Below are 22,661 nucleotides of genomic sequence, written 5' to 3' on the forward strand. Positions count from 1 at the left end.
TGTGTTCCCTTCGTACGGTCGTTTTTCGGCGAAGCAAGGGGGTCTTCGCCCACCTGCCGCCTACGCAGTCAGTATGGGGGTGCGCGGCTAGTGGCCCATCCCGAGGCCACCGTCGACAGGAATAACCGCGCCGGAGACGTAACCGGCGGCGTCGCCGGCGAGCCAGCACACCGCCGAGGCGATCTCGTCGGTGCGCCCGAAACGAGCGGCGGGAATGGCTTTGAGGAACCCGTCGCGCTGGGCTTCGGGCAGTGCCGCGGTCATGTCGGTCTCGACGAAGCCGGGAGCGACGACGTTGGCGGTGATGTTGCGGCTGCCCAGTTCACGGGTGATCGAGCGGGCCATGCCGACCAGTCCGGCCTTGCTGGCGGCGTAGTTGGTCTGACCTGCGTTGCCGTAGAGGCCCGAGACCGAAGAGATGAAGATCATCCGGCCCCACTTGGCGCGCAGCATCTTCGACGAGGCCCGCTTCGCGCAGCGCCAGGCGCCGGTGAGGTTGGTGTCGACGACGCTGGTGAACTGGTCCTCGCTCATGCGCAGCAGCAGGGTGTCGTCAGTGATCCCGGCGTTGGCGATCAGGACCTCGACGGGGCCGAGCTCCTTCTCCACGCTGGTGAACGCGGCGTCGACGGCCGCGCCGTCGGTGATGTCGCATTCGACGCCGAAGAGGCCGTCGGGTGCCCCGCTGCCCCGATGCGTCACGGCCACGGTGTCGCCCTGCTTGGCGAACGCCTGGGCGATGGCCAGTCCGATGCCGCGGTTTCCGCCGGTGACGAGGACGGTTCTAGGCACGGCGGATTCTCCTCGGTGTTGTGGCCTCAGACGGTCGGCGATGATCGTACGCGATGGGGGCCGATCAGCCGCCGCCCCCACCCGTACGGACACGTCACGGAATGCGAGAAGTCCACAGTAGACTCATCGCGGCCGCGGCGATGGCGGCGACCAGGCCTATCCCGATGAACCACTGCGCGATCTCTCGGGCCACCGTCCGGTAGCCGATCGAGGAGCCCATGTCGGCGTAGACCTCGCTGAGCTCGTCGCCGGAGACGGCCTCGTAGTAGCGGCCCTCGGTGTCCTCGGCGAGCTGGGCGAGCGCCTTGCGGTCGACGGGGACCTTGGTGGTCTGGCCCTCGATCTCCACGACGCCGTCGTCGGTGCCGAAGGCGATCGTGGAGACCGGCACGTTGGCGGCCAGGGCCGCCGCGGAGGCCTCTTCGACGAAGCGGCCGGCGGTGCGGTAGCCGTCGGACAGCAGCACGATCCTGGCCGGTGCCAGGCCCTGGGCGCCTTCGGGCGGGACCGACTGGATGGCCTGGAGCGCGGCGAAGACGGCCTCGCCGGTGGCGGTGGCGGCGGCCATTTCGAGTCCGTCGATGGCCGTCGACATCTGGGCGCGGTCCTTGGTCGGGGAGACCACGACGTTGGCGGTCTTGGCGAAGGAGACCAGGCCGACGTTGAAGTTCTGGGGCAGTCCGGTGACGAACTTCTTGGCCGCCTCCTTGGCGGCCTCCATCCTGGTGGGGGCGACGTCGTCGGCCATCATCGACAGTGAGACGTCCATGGCCAAGACGACCGTGGCGCGCTCGTTGGGTTCCTGGATGTCGACCGAGGGCCTGGTCATGCCCACGGCCAGGACGGCCAGGGCCGCCAGGAGCACCCCGGCGGCGGCGTGGCGGCGCCAGCCGAGGCCCTTGGGGGCGATGTCGCGCAGGAGTTCGAGGTTGGAGAAGCGCACGGCGGTGACGCGGCGTCTGCGCTGGGCCCAGATGTAGGCGCCCGCCAGCGCCAGCACGGGAAGCAGTGCCAGCAGCCAGATGGGTTGAAGCAGACGGATCATCGGGTGGTCCCTCCGGTGCGTGCGTGGCGGCGGGCGGCCACGAAGCGCACGATGTCGAGCAGCCAGTCGGAGTCGGTGCGCAGGCGCAGGTGGCCCGCACCGGCTCGGCGCAGGGCCGCGGCGATGGTGGCGCGCTGCGCGGCGGCGGCCTGTTTGTAGCGTTCGCGCAGGCGCGCGTCAGCGGTCTGGATTTCGTGCACGGCGCCGGTCTCGGGATCGACGAGTTCGAGGACGCCGACGTCGGGGAGTTCGAGTTCGCGCGGGTCGACGATCTCGATGGCCAGCAGGTCGTGGCGCACGCCGAGCTTGCGCAGCGGCTTCTGCCAGCCGTCGGCGGCCAGGAAGTCCGACACGACCACGGCCAGGCCCCGCCTGCGCGGGGGCCTGTTGAGGGTGTCGACGAGCGCGGCGAGGTCGGTGCGGCCGCCGGCGCCGGCGCGCGGGGTGTCGTGGACCTTCTTGAGCAGGACCTGGGCGCCTTTGCGTCCCGGCATGGCCGGGATGCGCCGGGGCGTGCCGCCGGTGCCCACGACCGCGCCGATGCGGTTGCCGCCGCGCACGGTCAGGTGCGCCATGGCCGCCACCGCCGCCAGGGCGAGGTCGCGTTTGAGGCAGCGCGCGGTGCCGAAGTCGAGGCTTGCCGACATGTCGACGGCCAGCCACGTCTCGAGTTCGCGGTCGGCGATGGTGGTGCGCACGTGCGGGTGGGTGGTCCGCGCGGTCACGGGCCAGTCCATGCGGCGCACGTCGTCGCCGGGCCGGTACTCGCGGGACTCGCCGGGTTCGCTGCCGGCGCCGGGCAGCAGGCCCAGGTAGTCGCCGTGGAGGAGCCCGTCGAGTTTGTTGGTGATCAGCAGCTGCAGTTTGGCCAGCACGAACTCGTCGCGCCCGCCCGGCCCGGCGGCCGGATGCCCACCGGAGTCGTCGCGGCGCATCCGGCCGAACACCGACAGTCCCGCGCGGCTCATGCGGCGCTACCGCCCGCGCCGGTCACAAGGGCCGTCCGGCGGGTTCGCCCGGCCCGACCCAGCCGGTGGCCGCCTTGGCGGCCACCGGCCGCGCGTTGGCGTCCTGGCGGGGCGCGACGGTCGGCGCCGGCACGGTCGCCAGGACCATGCTGACGATCTCCTCGGCCGGGACGCCGTCGGCGAGCGCGTCGTAGGACAGCACGAGCCGGTGGCGCAGGATGTCGGGCGCGATGTCCTGGAGGTCTTGGGGCAGCGCGTAGTCGCGGCCGCGCAGGAGCGCCAGTGCCCTGGTGGCGCGCACGATGCCCAGCGACGCGCGCGGGCTGGCGCCGTACTGGATGAGGCCCGCGGCGGAGGCCAGGCCGTACTCGGCGGGTTTGCGGGTGGCCATGACCAGCCGCACGGCGTAGTCGACCAGCGCGTTGTGGACGAAGACCTCGTCGGCCTTGCCCTGGAGCCGGCGGACGTCGTCGGGGGTGAAGACCGGCTCCGGCTCGGGCGCCTTGACGCCCATTCGGTAGACGATCTCGCGCTCCTCGGAGTCGGTGGGGTAACCGACCATGATCTTGAGGAGGAAGCGGTCGCGCTGCGCCTCGGGCAGCGGGTAGACGCCCTCCTGCTCGATCGGGTTCTGCGTGGCCATCACCAAGAACGGGTCGGGCACCGAGTGGGTGTCACCGCCGATCGACACGTGCGCCTCGGCCATGACCTCCAGCAGCGCCGACTGCACCTTCGCCGGTGCCCGGTTGATCTCGTCGGCGAGCAGGAAGTTCACGAACACCGGCCCCAGCTCGACGTCGAACTTCTCGCTCGACTGCCGGTAGATCCGGGTGCCCACCACGTCGGAGGGGACCAGGTCGGGGGTGAACTGGATCCGGCTGAACGTCCCGCCGACCACCCGCGCCAGGGTCTCCACCGCGAGGGTCTTGGCCACACCGGGCACACCCTCCAGCAGGCAGTGGCCCCTGGCCAGCAGCGACACGAACATCCGCTCGATCATCCGGTCCTGCCCGACGATCACCTTCTTGACCTCGAACAGCGCCCTCTCCAGGGAAGCCGCGTCCTGCGCGGGGGTCGTTCGACCCGCCTCGTCGTTCGTCATGGCCTCGGTAGCCACCTGCACCTCCAACACCCGTCGCCGACGATCCTAACGACCATCGGCGAGCGGCGAACTTTTACGCGCCCGGGTCTGGACAACCCCTGAGGTGACACCTGTAACATGAGCCTCACGTCGGGCGGCTTCCCCCGTGGCCGCCCGACGTCTCCACGCCCACCGCGACTGTTCTAGGCTCTGCGGTGATGCTCCCCCTCGAAGAACCCGCCCCCGTGTGCTCGGCACGCGGCTGCCGGCGTGTCGCGGTCTGGGCCCTCAACTGGCGCAACCCGAAGATCCACGACGCCGCGCGGGTGAAGACCTGGCTCGCCTGCGACACCCACCGCGACACCCTCGGCGAGTTCCTGCGCGCCCGCGGCTTCCCTCTCGAGGTCGAGGCCTTCACGCCCTGAAGGCCATGACTAGGCTCGCGGTGTGGAGCACCCGATCTGGAACGGCATGGACGGCGAAGTCGACTGGCGCCCGGTCGACCCGCGCCTGGTGTGGGTCCGTCTGATCAACCTCGCCCTCGGCGCGATACCCGCCACCGCCCTGGCGGTGGTCTTGTCGGCCTGGTGGTGGGGGGCGCGCTTCGCGCTCCTGGCCGGCGTCCTGGCCGCCGTCCTGATCGTCTCGCGCGTCATCGCCATCGTGCGCGCCGTACGCGTGTGGGCCTACGCCGAGGCCGACGAGCACCTGCTGATCCGCCACGGCATCTGGACCCGCCGACTCTCGATCGTCCCCTACGGACGGCTCCAGTACCTCGACTTGACCGCCGACCCCGCCTCCCGCGTGTTCGGCCTGACCACCGTCAAACTCCACACCGCCGCGGCCACCACCGACGCCACCGTCCCCGGCCTGGCACCCGACGAGGCCACCGCCCTGCGCGACCGCCTCGCCGACGTGTCCGGCGCCCGCACGGAGGGCCTGTGAAACCCGCCGCCGCGGGCATGGACCGCCTGCACCCCCTCACCCCCCTGATCAAAGGCGTGCGCAGCTTCTGGTTCGTCATCGCCGCGATCTCCTGGCAGGGCTTCGCCCAGCTCGGCGTGTCGCGCGGAGCGATGATCGTCGCCGCGTTCGGCGTCTTGGGCCTGGCGTGGTCGTGGATCGGCTGGTTCGTCACCGGCTACGAGGTCACCGACGACGAACTGCGCATCGCCGACGGCATCCTGACCCGCAGCCGCCGCACCATCCCCGTCGCGCGCCTCCAGGCCGTCGACGTCGTCCGTCCCCTCCTGGCGCGCCTGTTCGGCCTGGCCGAACTGCGCCTCGAAGTCGCCGGCGGATCCAAGACCGAGGCACCCCTGTCGTATCTGACCCTCCCCCGCGCCCGCCAGCTGCGCCGCGACCTGCTCGCCGCCTCGGGCACCCACGACCGGCCCGAACCCCAAGACACCGACACCGATCCCGACGCCGAGGCGCCGCCCGTCGCCGAGACCGCCGTGGTCACCGTCCCGGCCAGACGCCTGCTCGTCGCCCAGCTGATCACCCCCCAGATCCTGTTCCTCCCCATCGCCGTGGCCGTCACCATCTGGCTGTTCGCCGTCGACCCCGACCTGACCCTGCTCGGCCTGGCCGGCGTCATCACCGCCGTGGCCGGCATCATCTTCCAGCCCGTCAAAGAGGCCTTCGTCAACTACGGCTTCACCGGCAAGGTCACCGCCGACGGCCTGCGCATCCGCCACGGCCTCATCGAACAACGCCAGCAGACCCTCCCCCTGCGCCGCGTCACGGCCGTCACCGTGCGCTCGCCGCTGCTGTGGCGCCCGGCGGGCTGGGTTCGCGCGCACGTCGCCTCGGCGGCCTACTCGACCACCGGCGCCGGTGCGGAGGCCTTCACCGGCCGCAGTCTCCTGCCGGTCGGCACCCGCGACGAGGCCCGCCTGATCACCGGCGAGGTGCTCCCCGGTGTCGACATCGACGACGTCGTGTACCGCGGCCTGCCGTCCCGGGCGCGCTGGCGCGCGCCGCTGCGGTGGCGGTTTTTCGGCGTGAGCCTGACCGGGGACGTCTACGCGGTCCGCTCGGGCCGCTGGACCGGCTCGGAGGCGTTCATCCCCTACGAGCGGATCCTGAGCGTGCGCGTGACGCAGGGACGCTGGCAGCGGGCGCTGCGCCTGGCCACCGTCCACGTCGACCTCGCCGGGGGCATGTCGGTGCGCTCGGCGGCGCGCCACCGCGACGTCAGCGAGGCGGTGACGCTGGCGAAGGACCTGATCCGGCGTTCACGGACTCCTCGTCCTCCCGCTCAGGACTGACCTCGGGATCCGGCCCGGCGGCCTCGGCCTTGCGTCGCTTGCGGCGGGCCCACCACTTCTCGGCCCCGCCAACCACCGCGAACGTGATCGCCACGTACACCCACCCGACCAGCACGTCGATGATCCAGTGCTCGCCGCTGTAGACGAGGGTGAAGGTCATGGCCAGGGGGTAGACGACCAGGACCGGGATCCACATCTTGCGGACCTTCGGGAAGAAGAACGCCACGACCAGTAGGGCGAAGGCGGTGTGCAGTGATGGCATCGCCGCGACGGGGTTGGACAGCCCGATCTGGGCCTTGTTGAGCATGTTCCCGGCGCCGTGGAGCCCGACGAGGTCCCAGCCGCGGGTGGAGATGCGCGCGATGGGCTCGATCATCCCGTACTTGGCGGCCCACCAGGGGGGCGCGGCCGGGTAGAGGAAGTAGGTCAGCAGGCCGAAGAACATCAGGAAGAACCAGCGGCGGGTGAAGCGGCCCCACTGCGGGCGGTCGCGCAGCCACAGCAGGACGGCCACGATGAGGGCGGCCACGAAGTGCGAGAAGTAGACGACGCTGACCACGACGTCCCACCACTGGACGTGGGCGGGGTCGTAGAGGTGCTCCTGGAGCCACACGGTGGGCACGTGCCCGCCGAACATCCAGGCGTCGAAGGCGATGAGTTCGGCGGCGTGGGGCACGAAGCCGTCGTCGGCGAAACCGCGGGAGACGTTGTAGACCTGCAGCAGCAGGATCATCGGCAGCCAGTCGCGCAGGAAGCGCAGGTGCCGCCGGGCCGGGTAGTGGCTGTTCCAGGCGTAGGTCAGCGCCCACAGCCACAGAAACGCCAGCACGGGGTCGGTCGTCGGCAGGCCCAGCGCGAAGCTGTAGGCCACGAACGCCGCGATCCACGCCGTGACGCCGATGGCGCGCCGTTTGGCGATGCTCATCGTCCCGGTCGTCTCACCGCTGTCGGCCGTCATGCGCATCCACCCTCAGGGCTGCTCGTCGATTTCGGTTTCCGCGACCACCGAGGGCAGCGCCTCGCCGATCGGATCGCGCACCACCGCGTGCGCCACCGCATCGTACGGGGTGGGTTCAGCGTTGCAGATCACGACGCGCGACCCGGCGTTCAAGGCGACGTCGACGAGCCCGGCGGCGGGGTGGACGGTCAGGGAGGTGCCGATGGTGACCAGCAGGTCGGCGGCGCGGACGGCCTCGACCGAGGCGCGCAGGACTTCGGTGTCGAGGTTTTGCCCGAAGGAGATCGTCGCCGACTTGAGGATGCCGCCGCATTCCAGGCAGGCCGGGTCGGCCTCGCCGCCGGCGACGCGGTCGAGGGCCGAGCGCATCGTGGTCCGCTGCCGGCAGGTCATGCACTCCACACCGAAGATCGTCCCGTGGATCTCGATGACCTTGGCCGGGTCGCTGCCGGCCTTCTGGTGGAGGCCGTCGATGTTCTGGGTGATGATCGCGGCGAGCTGTCCGCGCTTTTCGAGGGCGACCAGCGCGGCGTGGGCGGCGTTGGGTTCGGCGTCCCAGGCGGGGTGGTCGCGGCGGCGCAGCCACGACTCGCGGCGCAGTTGCGGGTCGGCGAGGTAGGTGTCGAGGGTGACGTACTTGGCGGCGTCGGGATCCTTCGTCCACACCCCCTGTGGGCCCCGGTAGTCGGGGATGCCGGAGTCGGTGGAGATCCCGGCGCCGGTCAGGACGCACACCGCGGGTGCGGCCGCCAGCAGCCTGGCGAAGGCGCTCGTGGTCATGCCGCGACGCTACCGGGCGGGCGCGCGCCTCCTTTAGGCTGGTGGGCATGGAAATCGTTGCGGGCCAGGAGTCGGGCGTGGAGTTGAGGGTCACCGAAGCCGACACCGCCCAGGCGCTGGGGTCGGGGGACGTGCCGGTTCTGGCCACGCCCAAGGTGGTGGCCCTGGCCGAGGCGGCGTGCGTCGCGGTCACGGTGGGCCGCCTGGGGCCGGGCCGCACGAGCGTGGGCACGCGCGTGGAGTTGACGCACCTGGCACCCACACCCGTCGGGGGGCGTGTGTGGGCCACCGCGCGGGTCGAGTCGGCCGAAGGACGCCGGCTGGTGTTCTCCGTGCGCGTCTCCGACGGCGTCGAGGTCGTGGCCGAGGGCACCGTCGAGCGTGTCGTGGTCGACCGGGAGAAGTTCGTCGCGAAGGCGCTGGCCTAGGGCAGGCGGTCGATCTCCAGCGAGGAGTCCATTTCGAGCAGTGCCTGGGGCTCGCCGGTGACGACGGGCCAGCCGCGGCGTCTCTGCGCGCACCAGGCGACGTGTCCCGAGGAGAGGTTGCCGTGCTGTTTGGTGCGTGACAGCAACAGGCCGATGTCCTTGGCGGCGCGGTGGTCGAGGTCGAGGATGACCGTGACGGGCAGGCCGAGCAGGACGGTGAGGGCGTCGCGGTCGCGGCGGGGCGCGTGCGACCAGGCGGCGGTGAGCGCGCCGGAGGGCACGGCCAGGACCATGCCCTGTTCCACGGCGGTCCACACGACGGCCTGGGGGTAGGGACGGCTGGCGGCGAAGCCGATGATGGCCGAGGAGTCGAGGATGCGGCCCCCGATCACGACACGGCACCCTGGGGGTCGCCGGCCTCGTCCACGCCCAGGAGTTCCCTCGCCCACGCCAGGTGCTCGGCGCCGGGCCCGGTGCCCTTGCGGTCGAACAGGTCGCGCAGGTCGGCCAGGCCCTGGTCGCGGTCGAGGCGGGACTTGACCGCCTCGGCGACGTAGGAGGACACCGAGTCCGCGCCGCCGGCGTCGACGAGCCTCTTGAGCTGATCGGCCTGATCGGCCGGCATCGTCACGGTTATCCGCTGACTGTTGCTCTGCATACCGGACACGGTAGTCCACGCATACTCGTCGTCGCTAGCGGCGTGTCGTCCCATCAGGCCACCACCGAGCCGACCGCGGGCTTGTTGGCGAGCTGGGACGAGGCGCGGCGCACGCCCGGGTCGAGGGACTTCTCCACGAAGATCGCGAACCAGGTGCAGAACACCAGGACCGTCCAGACCTTGCGGGAGTTGTCGGCCACACCGGCCTTGTGGTCGCGCAGGAGCTTGCGGGCGTAGTTGAGGTCGAGGTACTCCCCGGCGTTGGAGGTGGCCAGGATGTGGTCGGCCCACTCGAACATCTCGTCTTTGAGCCACACGCGCGTCGGGGTGGGAAAGCCCATCTTCTCGCGGTTGACGATCGGCGGGGGCACCACCGATTCCAGGGCCATGCGCAGCGCGTGCTTGGTCTGCCCGGCCATGCGCGCCGGGACCTTCAAGTCGAGCGGGACCTTCGAGGCGACCTTGAACACCTCGGGGTCGAGGAAGGGCACGCGCACCTCAAGGGAGTGCGCCATCGACATCCGGTCGGCCTTGACGAGGATGTCGCCGCGCAGCCAGGTGTAGATGTCGACGTACTGCATGCGCGTGGTCGGGTCGAGGCCCTGGCACTCGGCGTAGACCGGCCCGGTGATGTCGGTGTAGCGCACGTCGGGGTTGTAGCGGCGCATCAGCAGCTGCTTCTCGGCCTCCCCGAAGATGTTGGCGTTGCCGACGAAGCGCTCCTCCAGCGGCGTGGTGCCGCGCTGGAGGAAGCTCCTGCCCTTGACGCCCTCGGGAATGACCTTCGAGACCGCGCGCAGGCCCGACTGCATCGTCTGCGGCAGCGACTGCACGCCCTTCAGCGACAAAGGCTCACGGTAGATGGGGTACCCGGCGAAGAACTCGTCGGCACCCTCACCCCCGATGGCGACCGTGACGTACTCGGCGGCCTTCTTGGCCACGAAGTACAACGGCACCAGCGCCGGGTCGGCGACCGGGTCGTCGAGGTGCCACACGATGCGCGGCAGCTCCTCCATCATCTCCCGCGCGCCGATCTTCGTGCCGATCGAGGTCACGCCCATGTGCCGCGCGGAGTCCTGGGCGACGTCGAGCTCGTTGTAGTGCCCGGGGACGTCGAAGCCCATGGTGAAGGTCAGGATCTCGGGGTTGAACTCCCGGGCGAGGGCGACAACACCGGTGGAGTCGATGCCCGAGGACAAAAACGCCCCCACCGGCACATCCGAGCGCATGTGGATGCGCACACTCTCCCGCAGGACGTCGAGGATCTCGTCATAGAGGCGCTTGGGATCGTCGACCGGACGCGGCTGGAAGTCGGCGCGGTAGTAGCGCGCCGAGGTCACCGGCGCGGCCGGCTCGCCCGGCGCACCCGGATCGAACACGACCTGGTAGCCCGAGCCGATGCGCTTGACCGGCCGGTGCATCGTGCCCGGCTCCGGCGGATACTGCAGCGTCAGATAGTGCGAGAGGTTGACCTCGTCGATGTCGCGCGAGTCGACGAAGGGCATCAGCGCCTTCTTCTCGCTGGCGAAGAACACCCCGTCACCGGTCTGCAGGTAGAACATCGGCTTGATGCCGAAGGGGTCGCGCGCACCGAACGCGCGGCGGTCGCGCCGGTCCCAGATCACGAACGCGAACATGCCCCGCAGACGCGTGGTCACCGACGGACCCCAGTGGTGGTACCCGGCGAGGATGACCTCCCCGTCACCGTCGGTGGCGAAGGTCGCCCCGTGATTGGCGATCAGCTCGGCGCGCAGTTCCTTGTAGTTGTAGATCTCGCCGTTGAAGGTCATGACGTACCGGCCGTCGGCGTACCACATCGGCTGATGCGAACTGGCCACGTCGATGATCGACAAACGCTTGTGCGACAGCACCGCGTCGTTGTCGATCAGTTCCACGCCGGTCTCGTCAGGACCCCGGTGGTGGAGATGCTCGACAGCCTCCCCGATCGGGCCTTTGAACAGGCTCGCCGTCCCGTGGGCGCTGATGAAGGTAAGGAGTCCGCACATGGAAAACGTGTAATCCCTTCACGGCGGTGGATCTCAAGTCACTACAGACTGGGTCGAGACTACCGAGATGCCCGGCGACGGCGAGCCCCGGCGTGCGAATGCGATCGACGAACGACACCCGCACCACACCCCGGCCACCGAAGCCACCCACGACACGGTGACCGCAACGTGCCACCGACGTGACAGCCGGTGCGATCCGCCACCCCCCAAGCCCGCCCGCACACCCGCCGAAAGAAGTGGCACGGATCACTGAACGCGACCCCGGCCACCCACATCCGCGCCCGCGCTCGCCCTCCCGCGGCGCTCGTGCCTGCTCCTCGGCCCGCGACCTTGCCCACCCCCACGGCCGCCTCGCCCCCACGGCCGCCGTCCAGGCGATACCGTCGAGAAGACAGCGCGGCGAGCGCAGTAATATTGCAATGGCGCAATGGTTTCGTGTGAATGGAGACACCCCGCATGACCGCTGAGGACAACGCCGTTCCCGCCCAGGGAGTCGAAGGCGAACGCAAGCACGACCCCGGTTTCCCGCCGAAACTGCTGGAGTTCATGCGCACCGGCTGGGGCGAGAGCACCATCCCCGACCTGCGTGAACTCGCACAGGCCCGCCATCACGCCCGCCGCCGCGAGCAACTGTCGGCGGCCTTCCCCGGCGACACCCTCGTCATCCCCACCGGCGCCGAACTCCGCCGCGCCAACGACACCTTCTTCCGCTTCCGCCCCGGCAGCGATTTCGCCTGGCTCACCGGCGACTACGACCCCGAGTCGGTCCTGGTGCTCCACCCCACCGAAGGCGGGCACGACGCCGTCCTCTACCGCCGGCCCCGCAAATCCCGCGAGACCGACGAGTTCTTCCGCAGCGCCCAGTACGGCGAACTGTGGGTCGGCCGCCAGCTCTCCCTCGACGAGAAGGCCACCCTCCTGGGCCTGGAATGCCGTGACCTCGCCGAGCTCGAGGCCGTCCTGGCAGCCCTCGACGACGCCAAGGCCCGCGTCCTGCGCGGCCTCGACGCCGACGTCGACGCGGGCGTGGCCGTCACCGGCGAGGGCGAGCGCGACAAGGAGCTCGCCGAGATCCTGTCGGAGCTGCGCGCGATCAAGGACGAGTGGGAGATCGCCCAGCTGCAGGACGCCATCGACGCCACCGTTCGCGGCTTCGAGGACGTCGCGCGGATCCTGCCGGCCGACCGGGCGGTGTCGGAGCGCCTCATCGAGGGTGTCTTCGAGCTGCGCGCCCGCCACGACGGCAACGCCGTGGGTTACTCCTCGATCGTGGGCGCCGGTTCGCACGCCACGACCCTTCACTGGATCCGCAACGACGGCAGGACCACTCCCGGCGAGCTGCTGCTGATGGACATGGGTGTGGAGAACGAGCACCTCTACACCGCCGATGTCACCCGCACCGTTCCGGTCGACGGGGCCTTCACCGATCTTCAGCGTCAGGTCTACGACCTGGTCTACGCCTCGCAGCAGGCCGGCATCGACGCGATCCGCCCGGGTCTGGTCTACAAGGAGATCCAGCAGGTGACGATGCGCGTGCTGGCCGAGGGGCTCGCCGACCTCGACCTGCTGCCCTCGTCGGTGGAGGAGGCGATGGACCCCGACTCGCAGGTCTACCGCCGCTGGACGCTGCACAGCTTCGGGCACATGCTCGGCCTTGACGTCCACGACTGCGCCGAGGCGCGCCGGGAGCACTACCAGGACGGCGAGTTGCAGGCCGGGCACGTGCTGACCGTCGAGCCGGGTCTGTACTTCCAGGCCGACGACGAGCTCGTCCCGGCCGAGTTGCGGGGTGTGGGCGTGCGCATCGAAGACGACATCCTGGTGACCCCGACGGGTTCGAAGAACCTCTCCGACGGTCTGCCGCGCACCTCCGCCGAGGTGGAGACGTGGCTGGGCGAGCAGCGTGAGGCGGGGCCGCGCCTGCCCGGTTAGCCGTCTGTTCTCTGCGATCGAGGGCGCCCGCATTCGCGGGCGCCCTCTTTCGTGCCTTGACCTGGAGTGCGCTCCAGGTCCTATCGTCGGCCCGGCGTAGTCGAACAACTTTCTTAAAGGAGAGCTCTCGTGGAGTATCGCTATCTGGGCCGCACCGGCCTGAAAGTCAGTGAACTGGCCCTTGGTTCGGCCTTCTTCGGGGGCAAGGTCGACGAGGCGGTCGCCCACACGATCCTCGACGCCTTCGCCGAGGACGGCGGGACCTTCATCGACACCGCCGACGGCTACTCCGGCGGCGCCGCCGAGCAGGTCGTCGGCCGGTGGCTGAAGAACCGCGTCCGCGACGACTTCGTGGTGGCCACGAAGGTCTACGGGAGCACCGGGGACGGCCCCAACGACGGCGGGCTGAGCCGCAAGCACATCATCGCCGGTGTCGAGGCGAGCCTGCGGCGCCTCGACACCGACTACATCGACCTCTACTACACCCACGTCTTCGACGACGCCACGCCGCTGGAGGAGACGCTGTCGACTCTCGACGGTCTGGTGCGCGCCGGGAAGGTGCGCTACCTGGGCGGGTCGAACCTGTCGGGCTGGCAGCTGCAGAAGGCCGTCGACGTTGCCGACCGCAACGGCTTCGAGCGCTACAGCGCGCTCCAGCCGCTGTACAACCTCCTCGACCGCGAGGCCGAGTGGGAGCTGGTGGAGGTGGCGCGCCACGAGGGCATCGGCGTGGTGCCCTGGGCGCCGCTGCGGGAAGGGTGGCTGTCGGGCCGCTACCGGCGCGGCGACAGCGCCGGCGCCCCGGGCACACGCCTGGGCGACACCCCCGCCGCGTGGGACGACTACGCCAACGAGCGGACCTGGTCGGTGCTGGACGTGCTGGGCGAGGTGGCCGCGGAAGCCGGCCGCAGTGTCGCGCAGGTCGCGCTGCGCTGGCTGATCCAGGCCGACACGGTGACCGCCCCGATCATCGGGCCGAGCAGCGCCGAGCAGTACGCCGACTGCGCCGGCGCGGCCGGGTGGACGCTCAGCCCCGAACAGGTCGAGCGGCTCGACACCGTCAGCGACACCAAACTGCCCTACCCCTACAACGTGCTGGCCGCCAACCGGCGCCGCTGAAGCGCACACCGGCGCCCGGCCCCTCACCAGGGCCGGGCGCTTTGGCGTGTAGGTCTACACCGGCGCCAGGAACTCCAGGCGGTTGCCGTGCGGGTCGCTGGTGTGGAAGCGGCGACGGCCGACGATCGTCTCGTTGTCCCAGGTCACCGGGTACCCGGCGGCCTCAAGACGCTCGGCGAGGCCGTCGAGGTCGGGCCACAGCAGCCCCGGGTGCGCCTTGCGGGCGGGAGCGAAGTCGGCCTCCACGCCCAGGTGCAGCTCGATGCCGCCATCGCCGGGGCCGCGAAACCAGCAGCCGCCGCGCGCGGCCAGCTCCGCGGGCTTGGGCAGCTCGGTCATGCCCAGCAGGCCGGTGAAGAATGCTCGCGAGGAGTCCTCCGAACCCGCCGGGCAGGCCAGCTGAACGTGGTCGATGCGGTATGAATTCATCAGGGTCTCCTCGGGTGCTCGGGGTAACACCGAGACCATAGCAAGACGAACGTACGGTTTGTAGTAGGGTGGAGGCGAACCAACCCTTACCGCAACACCGCACCACCCCCTACGGCAAACTTGACAACGATCATCAATCAACCATTCGAGGGAGTACCAGTGGCCAGCCTCGACAGCTTCGGCGCCAAGACCAACCTCCAAGTCGGCGACCAGGCGTTCGAAATCTTCAACCTGTCCGCCGTCGACGGACACCAAAAACTCCCCTACAGCCTCAAAATCCTGCTGGAAAACCTCCTGCGCACCGAAGACGGCGCCAACATCACCGCCGACCACATCCGCGCGCTCGCCGGCTGGGACCCCAAGGCCAAGCCCAGCGTCGAGATCCAGTTCACGCCCGCCCGCGTGATCATGCAGGACTTCACCGGCGTCCCCTGCGTCGTCGACCTGGCCACCATGCGCGAAGCCGTCCGCGACCTCGGCGGCGACGCCGACCAGATCAACCCCCTCGCCCCCGCCGAACTCGTCATCGACCACTCGGTCATCGTCGACTACTTCGGCAACGCCGACGCCTTCGAACGCAACGTCATCCGCGAATACGAACGCAACCGCGAGCGCTACCAGTTCCTCCGCTGGGGCCAGACCGCCTTCGACGAGTTCAAGGTCGTCCCCCCCGGCACCGGCATCGTCCACCAGGTCAACATCGAACACCTCGCCCGCGTCGTCATGTCGCGCGAGGAAGACGGCACCGTGGTCGCCTACCCCGACACCTGCGTCGGCACCGACTCCCACACCACCATGGAAAACGGCATCGGCGTCCTCGGCTGGGGCGTCGGCGGCATCGAAGCCGAAGCGGCCATGCTCGGCCAGCCCATCTCCATGCTCATCCCCCGCGTCCTCGGCTTCAAGCTCACCGGCGCGCTCCCCGCCGGCGCCACCGCCACCGACCTGGTCCTCACCATCACCGAAATGCTGCGCGACCACGGCGTCGTCGGCAAATTCGTCGAGTTCTACGGCGAAGGCGTCACCGCCGTACCCCTGGCCAACCGCGCCACCATCGGCAACATGAGCCCCGAGTTCGGCTCCACCTGCGCCATCTTCCCCATCGACGACGAGACCGTCTCCTACCTGCGCCTGACCGGCCGCAGCGAAGAACAGCTCGCCCTCGTCGAGGCCTACGCCAAGGCCCAGGGCCTGTGGCACGACCCCTCCGTCGAGCCCGTCTTCAGCGAGTACCTCGAACTCGACCTGTCGACGGTCGTGCCGTCCATCGCCGGCCCCAAGCGCCCGCAGGACCGCATCTCGCTGACGGACTCCAAGCAGACCTGGCGCCACGACGTCGGCAACTACGTCTCCGACGGCGAGGAGGCCGGCAAGGAGAGCTTCCCCGCCTCCGACGCCCCCGCCGTGGCCGCCAACGGCAACCGCCCGCACCGGCCCACCCCGGTCACCCTCGAAGACGGCTCGGCCTTCGAGCTCGACCACGGCGCCGTGGTGATCGCCGCGATCACCTCCTGCACCAACACGTCCAACCCCTACGTCATGATCGGCGCGGCCCTGCTGGCCAAGAAGGCCGTCGACAAGGGACTCTCCCGCAAGCCCTGGGTCAAGACCTCCCTGGCCCCCGGCTCCCAGGTCGTCACCGGCTACCTCGAGCGCGCGGGCCTTGCCCCCTACCTCGACAAGCTCGGCTTCAACCTCGTCGGATACGGCTGCACCACCTGCATCGGCAACTCCGGGCCCCTGCCCACCGAGGTCTCCGCGGCCATCGCCGAGGCCGACCTCGCCGTGACCTCGGTCCTGTCGGGCAACCGCAACTTCGAAGGCCGCATCAACCCCGACGTCAAGATGAACTACCTCGCCTCCCCGCCGCTGGTCGTCGCCTACGCCCTAGCCGGGTCGATGGACTTCGACCTCGACAACGAGGCCCTGGGCACCGACGCCGACGGCAAGCCGGTCTTCCTCGCCGACATCTGGCCCTCGCACGACGAGATCTCCACGATCGTCAACTCCTCCATCGGCCGCGAGATGTTCCTGTCGGACTACGCCGGCGTCTTCGACGGCGACGAGCGCTGGACCTCGCTGCCCATCCCGACCGGCGCGACCTTCGAGTGGGACCCCGACTCGACCTACGTGCGCAAGGCCCCCTACTTCGACGGCATGCCGGCCCAGCCCGAGGCCGTCACCGACATCAGCGGTGCCCGCGTCCTGGCCAAGCTCGGCGACTCGGTCACCACCGACCACATCTCCCCGGCCGGCTCCATCAAGGCCGACTCCCCCGCCGGGAAGTACCTCACCGAACACGGCGTGCCCGCCGGAGACTTCAACTCCTACGGCTCCCGCCGCGGCAACCACGAGGTCATGATCCGCGGAACCTTCGCCAACATCCGCCTGCGCAACCAGATCGCGCCGGGCACCGAAGGCGGCTTCACCCGCGACTTCACCCTCGACGGCGCCCCCGTCAGCACCATCTACGACGCCGCCCAGAACTACGCCGCCGCCCAGACACCCCTGGTCGTCCTGGCCGGCAAGGAATACGGCTCGGGCTCCTCACGAGACTGGGCCGCCAAGGGAACCTCCCTGCTGGGCGTGCGCGCCGTCATCGCCCAGTCTTACGAGCGCATCCACCGCTCCAACCTCATCGGCATGGGCGTCCTGCCCCTCCAATACCCCGAGGGCGCCACCGCCGAGTCGCTCGGCCTGACCGGTGAGGAGGCCTTCACCATCACCGGCGTCACCGCACTCAACGACGGCGGCATCCCCGAAACCGTGAAGGTCACCGCCGGCGACACCACCTTCGACGCGATCGTCCGCATCGACACCCCCGGTGAAGCCGACTACTACCGCCACGGCGGCATCCTCCAGTACGTCCTGCGGTCCCTGATCGCCAAGTAACACCAGCCAGAACAAGCAAGAGGGCGGCGCACCCATCAGGTGCGCCGCTCTCTTGCTCAAGTGGCCGCGAGAAGCGCGCCACCGGCCGGCCCGCTACCGGTGATTGAGCACCTGACTCAACGCCTCCCCCGCAGCCCCACCCATCACCGGATCCAGCAACAACCCCCGCAACACCCGCAACGCACGCTCACGATCCACACCCCGCGGCGCCAACCGCCCCAACGCCACCGCCCCCACCCGACGCACCTCGGCATCGGTGGCCACCAGCATCTCGTGCGCCAGACCCTCCAACTCCCCCACCGGCTCACCGGCCTCCACCGCCGCCGCCATCGCCTGCGCGACCCGCCCCCGCGTCACCGCCAACCGCACCAACGCCGAGCGCACCCCGGCCGCCGTCCCCGGCGGCGCCTCACCCAACGGCCACCCACTACTCCCCCCGGGACCGCTCACCGCACGGCCTTGACGATCCGGTCGACACCCTCGGCCAAGATCTCCCGCGAAGTCGCCAGATTCAACCGCGCGAACCCCGCCCCCTCCACACCGAACGCGGGCCCCGGCACCAGCGCCACCCGACCCCTCTCCAGCAAGACCCCCGCCGGATCATCCCCAAGACCGAGCCGGCGAAAGTCCAGCCACGCCAGATACGTCGCCCGCGGCGGGAAGAACCCCACCTCCGGCAACCGCTCGGCCAGCTCACCGGCCAGCCACGCGGCATTACCCCCGATCGCCACCCGCAACGCCTCCAGCCACCGCTCGCCCTCCTCGAAGGCGGCGGTACCGGCCAGCACGCCCAGGTGCCCCACGTGTTCCTCCAGGTCGATGGCCGAGGCCGGCCTGGCGCAGGCCGTGCCGGGCACCAGCAGCGCCGCCTTCAGCCCCGCGAGGTTCCACGCCTTCGACGCCGACACCGCCGTATAGGCCAGCGCCGAGGCCTCCGTCGGCAGCGACGCGAAGGGGATGTGCTCCACGCCCGGCATCGTCAGCGGCGCGTGGATCTCGTCGGCGACGACCCGCACGCCGTACTTCTCCGCCAGTGCCGCCACGCCCAGCAGCTCCTCGCGGGTGTAGGCCAGCCCGCAGGGGTTGTGCGGGTTGCACAGCAGGTAGGCCTTGGCGCCTGCCGCGAAGTCCGACTCCAGCCGATCCAGGTCGAGACGGAAACCCTCGGGCGTGGACCGCAGCGGACTGGAGATCAGCGGCCGCCGCGACAACTCCAGGTTCCGGAAGAACGGCGGGTATGCCGGCGTCGACACCACCACCGGATCGCCCGGCCCGCACACCTCGTCCAAAGCCGCCATCAACCCGACCATCACATCGGAGACCAGGACCGGCGCCTCATCGGCGACCGCCCACCCGAACCGCCGCGACGCGAAACGCGCGAACGCCGCCGGGAACCGACCCGGATGCGGGTACCCGGTGTCCCCGCGCTCGATCGCCGCGGTCAACACCGCCGCCACCGGCGGCGCCAGACCCGCGTCCATCTCGGCGACGAACAACGGCAGCACGTCGGGCTCGAACAAGCGCCACTTCACGCTCTCGCGAGTGCGCAGCCCGGACAGGGAGACTCGGCTGAGTGGATCGGTCACCGGTCCATCCTGCCAGCACATCGAAACATCGAAAAGGATCACCGGGCGCCCGCCGAAACGGGCACCCGGTGATCCATGGGAAGGGAGGAAAGTCAGCCCGAGACCACCCGCACGTTGTCCACCGAACCCTCGACGAGACTGGCCGTCGAACCATCGGTGACCGACACGGTGATCCTGATCGTCGACCCCGCGAACTCACTGATGCTCACCGCCGACAGCGCCGCCCACGCACCCGCGCGGTTGCTCGCCGCGCCCGCCACGGACAGCACCGTCTTGGTGGCCACACCCGTCGCGGTGATCGTGACGGTGAGACCGTCGGCCGAACTCGAATTGTTCAGGTGCGCCAGGTAGTACGACAGCGACACCGTCGCCGGCTCACCCGCCGGTACGGCGATCGCCGGCGAGGTGATCGACGTGCGACCACCATCGACATCGTTGCCACCGGCGTCGGCACCCGCCGCCGCACCCGTCACCAGGCACTGCGACTCACCGGCACAGTCCGCACGCTGCAAAGCCGTACCCGAGTAGGTCGTCCCCGCCGGGTCACCGCGCTCGAACAGACCCGACGTGGCCGTGTCACTGCCGGCCGAGTTGCGCGTCCAGCCCTTGTTCGTGGTGAAGTCGTCCTCGAACACCACCGTCGGACCGGTACCGTCGCTCACCGCCAGCGAGTAGGTCTTCGACTTCGTACCCGTCACACCCACACCGGTCACCGTCAACGTGTACGTCCGCTGCGGCGTGGCCGCCGTCGTCGACACGCTCAACGTCGCCGACGCCCCCGACGTCACCGAGGACGGCGACACCGACGCGCTCACCGTCGAGTCCGCCGGAGACACCGACACGCTCAGGTTCACCGTCTGCGCGGCACCCGACAACGTCGTCGTCGACACCGTCGCCGACGCCGAACCACCCGGAGCCACCGAACCGCTCGCCGGCGTCACACCCAGATCCCAGTCACGCGTCGGCGTCTTGTTGCACACCGGGTCACTGCCACCGGGAACACTCACAGCGTCGAAGGCGGCCTTGGCCACGTTGTACTCCGCACACGTGGCGAACACCGGAGAACTCGCCGCGAAATTGAGCGCCGCGCGACGCGACTGCGCGTAGGTCCACGAGGAGTTCTTGCCGTTGAGGGCGCCCATCCACACCTTGCCGGCGTCGTCGACGCCGATGCCGGCGGCGATCGTGGTGCCGTTGCAGGTCGTGCTGCCGGGCTTGCCGGCACCACCGGCCGCGGTGCCCTCGGCGGTCAGGTAGAACCAGTGGTTGATCGGGCCGGCCGCCGCGTGCACCTCGGTGCTCGGGATGGACGTCGACCAGCAGTTCGGGTCGCCCTCGGCGCCCGGGTTGGGCATGTTGCGGATCGGCACGCCCGGCGACGACAGGCCGCCCTCCTCACCGACGAGATAGTCGGGCGGGTCGTTGGGCTCGGCGTTGGCCTGGTTGTCCCACCACTCGGTCAGCGCACCGAAGATGTCGCCGGTGCCCTCATTGAGGCCACCGGTCTCGTTACCGCCGCTGGAACCGCCGGGCGTGGTCTGGAAGATCCCGTGACCGAGCTCGTGGGCCACGATGTCGATGGGCGTCAGCTGACGCTGGTTGTCCTGCGAGTGGCCGAAGGTCGCCGAACTGCCGTTCCAGAAGGCGTTGACCTGGTTGAGACCGACGTACATCGGATAACCCGAACCGGAACCGTTGATGCCGTTGCGGCTCAGCCAGCCGGCGAGCATGTCCCACTGCTGCCCGGCGGCGTACATCGCGTCGACGCAGGCGGTCACCAGGTTGGTGCCGGTGCTGTTGCCCCACACGTCGTCGGGGTCGGTGTAGGGCTGCCCACCCTGCTGCGCGCAGGACACACCCGGACGCGCCGGGTCGCGCATCACGTAGGAACCGCCCGAGGACGTCGTCCCGAAGGCGACCTGTCCACCACGCCCGTTGTAGTAGGTGTTACCCGTCCCGGCCATCGCCAGGTCGTAGACCGCGAGCTCGCCGCCGGAGTCGGCGTCGGTGTAGACATGGCGCAGGATCGGCGCGCCCTCGTCGTCGACACCCGTCAAGACGCTCTCCCAGGCCAGCGCGGGCTCATCGCCGTGCGCGAAGACGACCAGGCGCGCCCGGCCGATCGCACCCTCGACGGTGCCCTCGGCCGCGGACAACTCCGCCGAGGTGTCGACCTTGAGCGTCGCCGTCTGAGCCACCGACGTGTACTCGACGGTGCCCACGTCATCGGTCACCACGACGAAGTCACCGCCGACGACGGGAACACCGTCATGGCTGCGCGCGTAGGAGATGAAGTTGAGGCCGAGAGAGTGCTCGGCCTTGACCCGCTGGAAAGTGTCACCCGGACTGACGAACAGTTCGGCGGCACGGGAGTTGACGTAACCGTCGGCGGACCGCGCCGCGACCGATAACACGTCCGGTCGAGCGGAGGGCGCGGCCGGGTTCGGATCGGCGAAGGCGGCACCCGGGGTTAAGGCGACCCCGGCGCACAATCCGAACGCGGCGGCCGCCACGAGCAGGCGTCTCATATGGACCGTCTCCTTCATTGTCAGCGGCCCGGAAACCAGGCCGGTAACACCGCAATGTGTCGGAACGGCCCCGAACTGTCAACGCACGACACCACGAGGTGAGTCAGCGAATACCGAACGTTCGTTCAGTGCACCCTCAAGCGCCACCCATTCCCACTACCACCGACCACCACCCAGGCCACAGACCCCCGACCCACCGATACCGCCAACGATTGTCATCCCAGCCGACCCCGGTTACCCGCCGGTAGGATGGCCGACGTGACCCCAGCCGTGTCCCACACCCAAGACCACATCCCCCACCAAGGGCAGCGTCTCGGCGTGCACCGCTACCCCTCCCCCGGCCACGGCCCCGCCGTCCTCATCCTCCCCGCCATGGGCGTCCCCGCCGGCTACTACCGACGCTTCGCCGCCGACCTCACCGAACAAGGCGCCAACGTCGCCGTCGCCGACCTGCGCGGCACCGGATCGAGCTCGCCGAGGGCCGTGCGGGCCCAGCGCTACGGGTACGCCGAACTCGTCGCCGACGTCCCCGTGATCCTCGATCACCTCATCGGGCGCGGCTTCCTCGGCGACGACGGGCGGCGGCCCCTCATGCTCCTCGGACACAGCCTCGGCGGCCACATCGCCAGCCTCTACCTCGCCACGACACCGGACACTCCTGTTCGCGGACTCACACTGGTCGCCTGCGGCATCCCGTACCACGCGCTCTACGGCTGGCGAAGTCCCTTCGTGCACGGCATGGCGACCACGCTGCGCACGACCGCGCGGGCCCTCGGGCACTGGCCGGGCACCGGTTTCGCCGGGCGCCAGACCCACGGCATCATTCGCGACTGGGCCCACACCGTGCACAAGGGACGGTTCGTCGCCCTCGCCGGCGTCGACGCCGACCAGGCCCTGGCGAGCGTCCGGCAGCCGGTCTTCGCGGTGACCGTCGACGCCGACCAGTTCACGCCCCCGGTCACCTCCGAGCACCTCTGCGCGAAGTTCACCGGCACCAGCGTGACCAGGCACCACTACACCACCGAAGAGGCCGGCGGACGACTCGACCACTTCATGTGGGCCCGCTCGGCCGCTCCCCTGGCCGCACGCGTCACGAAATTCGCCGCCGGGCTTTAAGCAAGGCTCACCCGCGGCCGGTGCCGTGCTGTCGGGCACACGGCGCGGGGGACGCGCGTACGCAAGATCA

21 protein-coding genes are annotated in these 22,661 nt (G+C 70.0%); 8 read left to right on the forward strand and 13 right to left on the reverse strand.

Annotated features, from left to right (window positions below; genetic code table 11):
- Nucleotides 1-87: 87 nt before the first annotated feature.
- The 4 genes from fabG to AB0I28_RS17440 form a co-directional block, all read right to left on the reverse strand.
- A complete protein-coding gene (gene fabG / locus AB0I28_RS17425; protein ID WP_357494335.1) occupies nucleotides 88-792 on the reverse strand; it encodes a 3-oxoacyl-ACP reductase FabG in 705 nt (234 codons plus the stop codon).
- A 94-nt stretch (nucleotides 793-886) separates the two neighbouring features.
- The gene (locus AB0I28_RS17430) at nucleotides 887-1,837 is read right to left on the reverse strand and encodes a VWA domain-containing protein (protein WP_357494337.1); all 951 of its coding nucleotides are present in this window, start codon (nucleotides 1,835-1,837) and stop codon (nucleotides 887-889) included.
- Nucleotides 1,834-2,772, reverse strand: coding sequence for a DUF58 domain-containing protein (locus AB0I28_RS17435; protein ID WP_357495120.1), 939 nt, complete (start codon nucleotides 2,770-2,772; stop codon nucleotides 1,834-1,836). The genes AB0I28_RS17430 and AB0I28_RS17435 overlap by 4 nt, the downstream gene beginning before the upstream one ends.
- A 55-nt stretch (nucleotides 2,773-2,827) precedes the next feature.
- Nucleotides 2,828-3,907 carry a MoxR family ATPase gene (locus AB0I28_RS17440; protein WP_357495122.1) on the reverse strand — a complete coding sequence of 360 codons (1,080 nt, stop codon included), beginning with the start codon at nucleotides 3,905-3,907 and terminating at the stop codon, nucleotides 2,828-2,830.
- A gap of 197 nt (nucleotides 3,908-4,104) precedes the next feature.
- Between AB0I28_RS17440 and AB0I28_RS17445 the strand changes: the two genes are divergently transcribed.
- Genes AB0I28_RS17445 through AB0I28_RS17455 form a run of 3 tightly spaced genes read left to right on the forward strand, consistent with a single transcriptional unit; the run spans nucleotide 4,105 to nucleotide 6,159 of the window.
- Nucleotides 4,105-4,311, forward strand: a complete 207-nt coding sequence (locus tag AB0I28_RS17445) for a hypothetical protein (RefSeq protein WP_357494339.1) — start codon at nucleotides 4,105-4,107, stop codon at nucleotides 4,309-4,311.
- Between the two features lie 22 nt (nucleotides 4,312-4,333).
- Nucleotides 4,334-4,831, forward strand: a complete 498-nt coding sequence (locus tag AB0I28_RS17450; protein WP_357494341.1) for a PH domain-containing protein — start codon at nucleotides 4,334-4,336, stop codon at nucleotides 4,829-4,831.
- Nucleotides 4,828-6,159 (forward strand): PH domain-containing protein, encoded by a 1,332-nt coding sequence (locus AB0I28_RS17455; protein ID WP_357494343.1) that lies wholly within the window; start codon nucleotides 4,828-4,830, stop codon nucleotides 6,157-6,159. Before AB0I28_RS17450 ends, AB0I28_RS17455 begins: the two co-directional genes overlap by 4 nt.
- Here the strand turns inward: AB0I28_RS17455 and AB0I28_RS17460 are convergent.
- Both AB0I28_RS17460 and AB0I28_RS17465 read right to left on the reverse strand, forming a co-directional pair.
- On the reverse strand, nucleotides 6,086-7,117 hold the full coding sequence (locus AB0I28_RS17460) for a phosphatase PAP2 family protein (RefSeq protein WP_357494345.1): 1,032 nt from the start codon (nucleotides 7,115-7,117) through the stop codon (nucleotides 6,086-6,088). The genes AB0I28_RS17455 and AB0I28_RS17460 overlap by 74 nt on opposite strands.
- Nucleotides 7,118-7,129: 12 nt before the next feature.
- Nucleotides 7,130-7,897, reverse strand: coding sequence for a Sir2 family NAD-dependent protein deacetylase (locus tag AB0I28_RS17465; RefSeq protein ID WP_357494347.1), 768 nt, complete (start codon nucleotides 7,895-7,897; stop codon nucleotides 7,130-7,132).
- A 47-nt stretch (nucleotides 7,898-7,944) separates the two neighbouring features.
- Between AB0I28_RS17465 and AB0I28_RS17470 the strand changes: the two genes are divergently transcribed.
- Nucleotides 7,945-8,325: a hotdog domain-containing protein gene (locus AB0I28_RS17470; protein WP_357494349.1), complete on the forward strand. Its 381-nt coding sequence runs from the start codon at nucleotides 7,945-7,947 to the stop codon at nucleotides 8,323-8,325.
- Here AB0I28_RS17470 and AB0I28_RS17475 read toward each other — a convergent pair.
- From AB0I28_RS17475 to asnB, 3 genes are read right to left on the reverse strand one after another with little or no spacing between them, the layout of a single operon-like run.
- Nucleotides 8,322-8,717, reverse strand: a complete 396-nt coding sequence (locus tag AB0I28_RS17475) for a hypothetical protein (protein WP_357494350.1) — start codon at nucleotides 8,715-8,717, stop codon at nucleotides 8,322-8,324. The two genes, AB0I28_RS17470 and AB0I28_RS17475, sit on opposite strands and share 4 nt — an antisense overlap.
- Entirely contained in the window at nucleotides 8,714-8,983 is a 270-nt protein-coding gene (locus AB0I28_RS17480) for a ribbon-helix-helix domain-containing protein (RefSeq protein WP_357494352.1), read from the reverse strand. Before AB0I28_RS17480 ends, AB0I28_RS17475 begins: the two co-directional genes overlap by 4 nt.
- A 53-nt stretch (nucleotides 8,984-9,036) precedes the next feature.
- Nucleotides 9,037-10,989 (reverse strand): asparagine synthase (glutamine-hydrolyzing), encoded by a 1,953-nt coding sequence (gene asnB, locus AB0I28_RS17485; RefSeq protein ID WP_357494353.1) that lies wholly within the window; start codon nucleotides 10,987-10,989, stop codon nucleotides 9,037-9,039.
- A gap of 456 nt (nucleotides 10,990-11,445) precedes the next feature.
- Between asnB and AB0I28_RS17490 the strand changes: the two genes are divergently transcribed.
- Both AB0I28_RS17490 and AB0I28_RS17495 read left to right on the forward strand, forming a co-directional pair.
- Entirely contained in the window at nucleotides 11,446-12,921 is a 1,476-nt protein-coding gene (locus AB0I28_RS17490; RefSeq protein ID WP_357494355.1) for an aminopeptidase P family protein, read from the forward strand.
- Nucleotides 12,922-13,050: 129 nt separating this feature from the next.
- On the forward strand, nucleotides 13,051-14,040 hold the full coding sequence (locus AB0I28_RS17495; protein WP_357494357.1) for an aldo/keto reductase: 990 nt from the start codon (nucleotides 13,051-13,053) through the stop codon (nucleotides 14,038-14,040).
- 54 nt (nucleotides 14,041-14,094) lie between these two features.
- On the opposite strand, the gene AB0I28_RS17500 is transcribed toward AB0I28_RS17495, so the two are convergent.
- Entirely contained in the window at nucleotides 14,095-14,469 is a 375-nt protein-coding gene (locus AB0I28_RS17500; RefSeq protein WP_357494359.1) for a VOC family protein, read from the reverse strand.
- Between the two features lie 159 nt (nucleotides 14,470-14,628).
- Between AB0I28_RS17500 and acnA the strand changes: the two genes are divergently transcribed.
- Nucleotides 14,629-17,361 carry an aconitate hydratase AcnA gene (gene acnA / locus AB0I28_RS17505; RefSeq protein WP_357494360.1) on the forward strand — a complete coding sequence of 911 codons (2,733 nt, stop codon included), beginning with the start codon at nucleotides 14,629-14,631 and terminating at the stop codon, nucleotides 17,359-17,361.
- Nucleotides 17,362-17,454: 93 nt separating this feature from the next.
- Here the strand turns inward: acnA and AB0I28_RS17510 are convergent, their stop codons facing one another.
- From AB0I28_RS17510 to AB0I28_RS17520, 3 genes are all read right to left on the reverse strand, one after another.
- Nucleotides 17,455-17,745, reverse strand: a complete 291-nt coding sequence (locus tag AB0I28_RS17510; protein WP_357494361.1) for a hypothetical protein — start codon at nucleotides 17,743-17,745, stop codon at nucleotides 17,455-17,457.
- A 62-nt stretch (nucleotides 17,746-17,807) separates the two neighbouring features.
- Nucleotides 17,808-18,947 carry an aminotransferase class I/II-fold pyridoxal phosphate-dependent enzyme gene (locus AB0I28_RS17515; RefSeq protein ID WP_357494363.1) on the reverse strand — a complete coding sequence of 380 codons (1,140 nt, stop codon included), beginning with the start codon at nucleotides 18,945-18,947 and terminating at the stop codon, nucleotides 17,808-17,810.
- 92 nt (nucleotides 18,948-19,039) lie between these two features.
- Entirely contained in the window at nucleotides 19,040-21,475 is a 2,436-nt protein-coding gene (locus tag AB0I28_RS17520) for a M4 family metallopeptidase (RefSeq protein ID WP_357494365.1), read from the reverse strand.
- 258 nt (nucleotides 21,476-21,733) lie between these two features.
- Between AB0I28_RS17520 and AB0I28_RS17525 the strand changes: the two genes are divergently transcribed.
- Entirely contained in the window at nucleotides 21,734-22,591 is an 858-nt protein-coding gene (locus AB0I28_RS17525) for an alpha/beta fold hydrolase (RefSeq protein ID WP_357494367.1), read from the forward strand.
- Nucleotides 22,592-22,661 lie beyond the last annotated feature (70 nt).

Origin of the sequence: Phytomonospora sp. NPDC050363, assembly GCF_040655735.1 — a bacterium.
Taxonomy (GTDB): Bacteria; Actinomycetota; Actinomycetes; order Mycobacteriales; family Micromonosporaceae; genus Phytomonospora.

Coding starts and splice junctions, on each gene's coding strand:
- AB0I28_RS17430 (WP_357494337.1), bottom strand. CDS start 1,837: ATGATCCGTCTGCTTCAACCCATCTGGCTGCTGGCACTGCTTCCCGTG.
- AB0I28_RS17435 (WP_357495120.1), bottom strand. CDS start 2,772: ATGCGCCGCGACGACTCCGGTGGGCATCCGGCCGCCGGGCCGGGCGGG.
- AB0I28_RS17440 (WP_357495122.1), bottom strand. CDS start 3,907: ATGACGAACGACGAGGCGGGTCGAACGACCCCCGCGCAGGACGCGGCT.
- AB0I28_RS17445 (WP_357494339.1), top strand. CDS start 4,105: ATGCTCCCCCTCGAAGAACCCGCCCCCGTGTGCTCGGCACGCGGCTGC.
- AB0I28_RS17460 (WP_357494345.1), bottom strand. CDS start 7,117: ATGACGGCCGACAGCGGTGAGACGACCGGGACGATGAGCATCGCCAAA.
- AB0I28_RS17465 (WP_357494347.1), bottom strand. CDS start 7,897: ATGACCACGAGCGCCTTCGCCAGGCTGCTGGCGGCCGCACCCGCGGTG.
- AB0I28_RS17470 (WP_357494349.1), top strand. CDS start 7,945: ATGGAAATCGTTGCGGGCCAGGAGTCGGGCGTGGAGTTGAGGGTCACC.
- AB0I28_RS17480 (WP_357494352.1), bottom strand. CDS start 8,983: ATGCAGAGCAACAGTCAGCGGATAACCGTGACGATGCCGGCCGATCAG.
- asnB (WP_357494353.1), bottom strand. CDS start 10,989: ATGTGCGGACTCCTTACCTTCATCAGCGCCCACGGGACGGCGAGCCTG.
- AB0I28_RS17490 (WP_357494355.1), top strand. CDS start 11,446: ATGACCGCTGAGGACAACGCCGTTCCCGCCCAGGGAGTCGAAGGCGAA.
- AB0I28_RS17500 (WP_357494359.1), bottom strand. CDS start 14,469: ATGAATTCATACCGCATCGACCACGTTCAGCTGGCCTGCCCGGCGGGT.
- AB0I28_RS17520 (WP_357494365.1), bottom strand. CDS start 21,475: ATGAGACGCCTGCTCGTGGCGGCCGCCGCGTTCGGATTGTGCGCCGGG.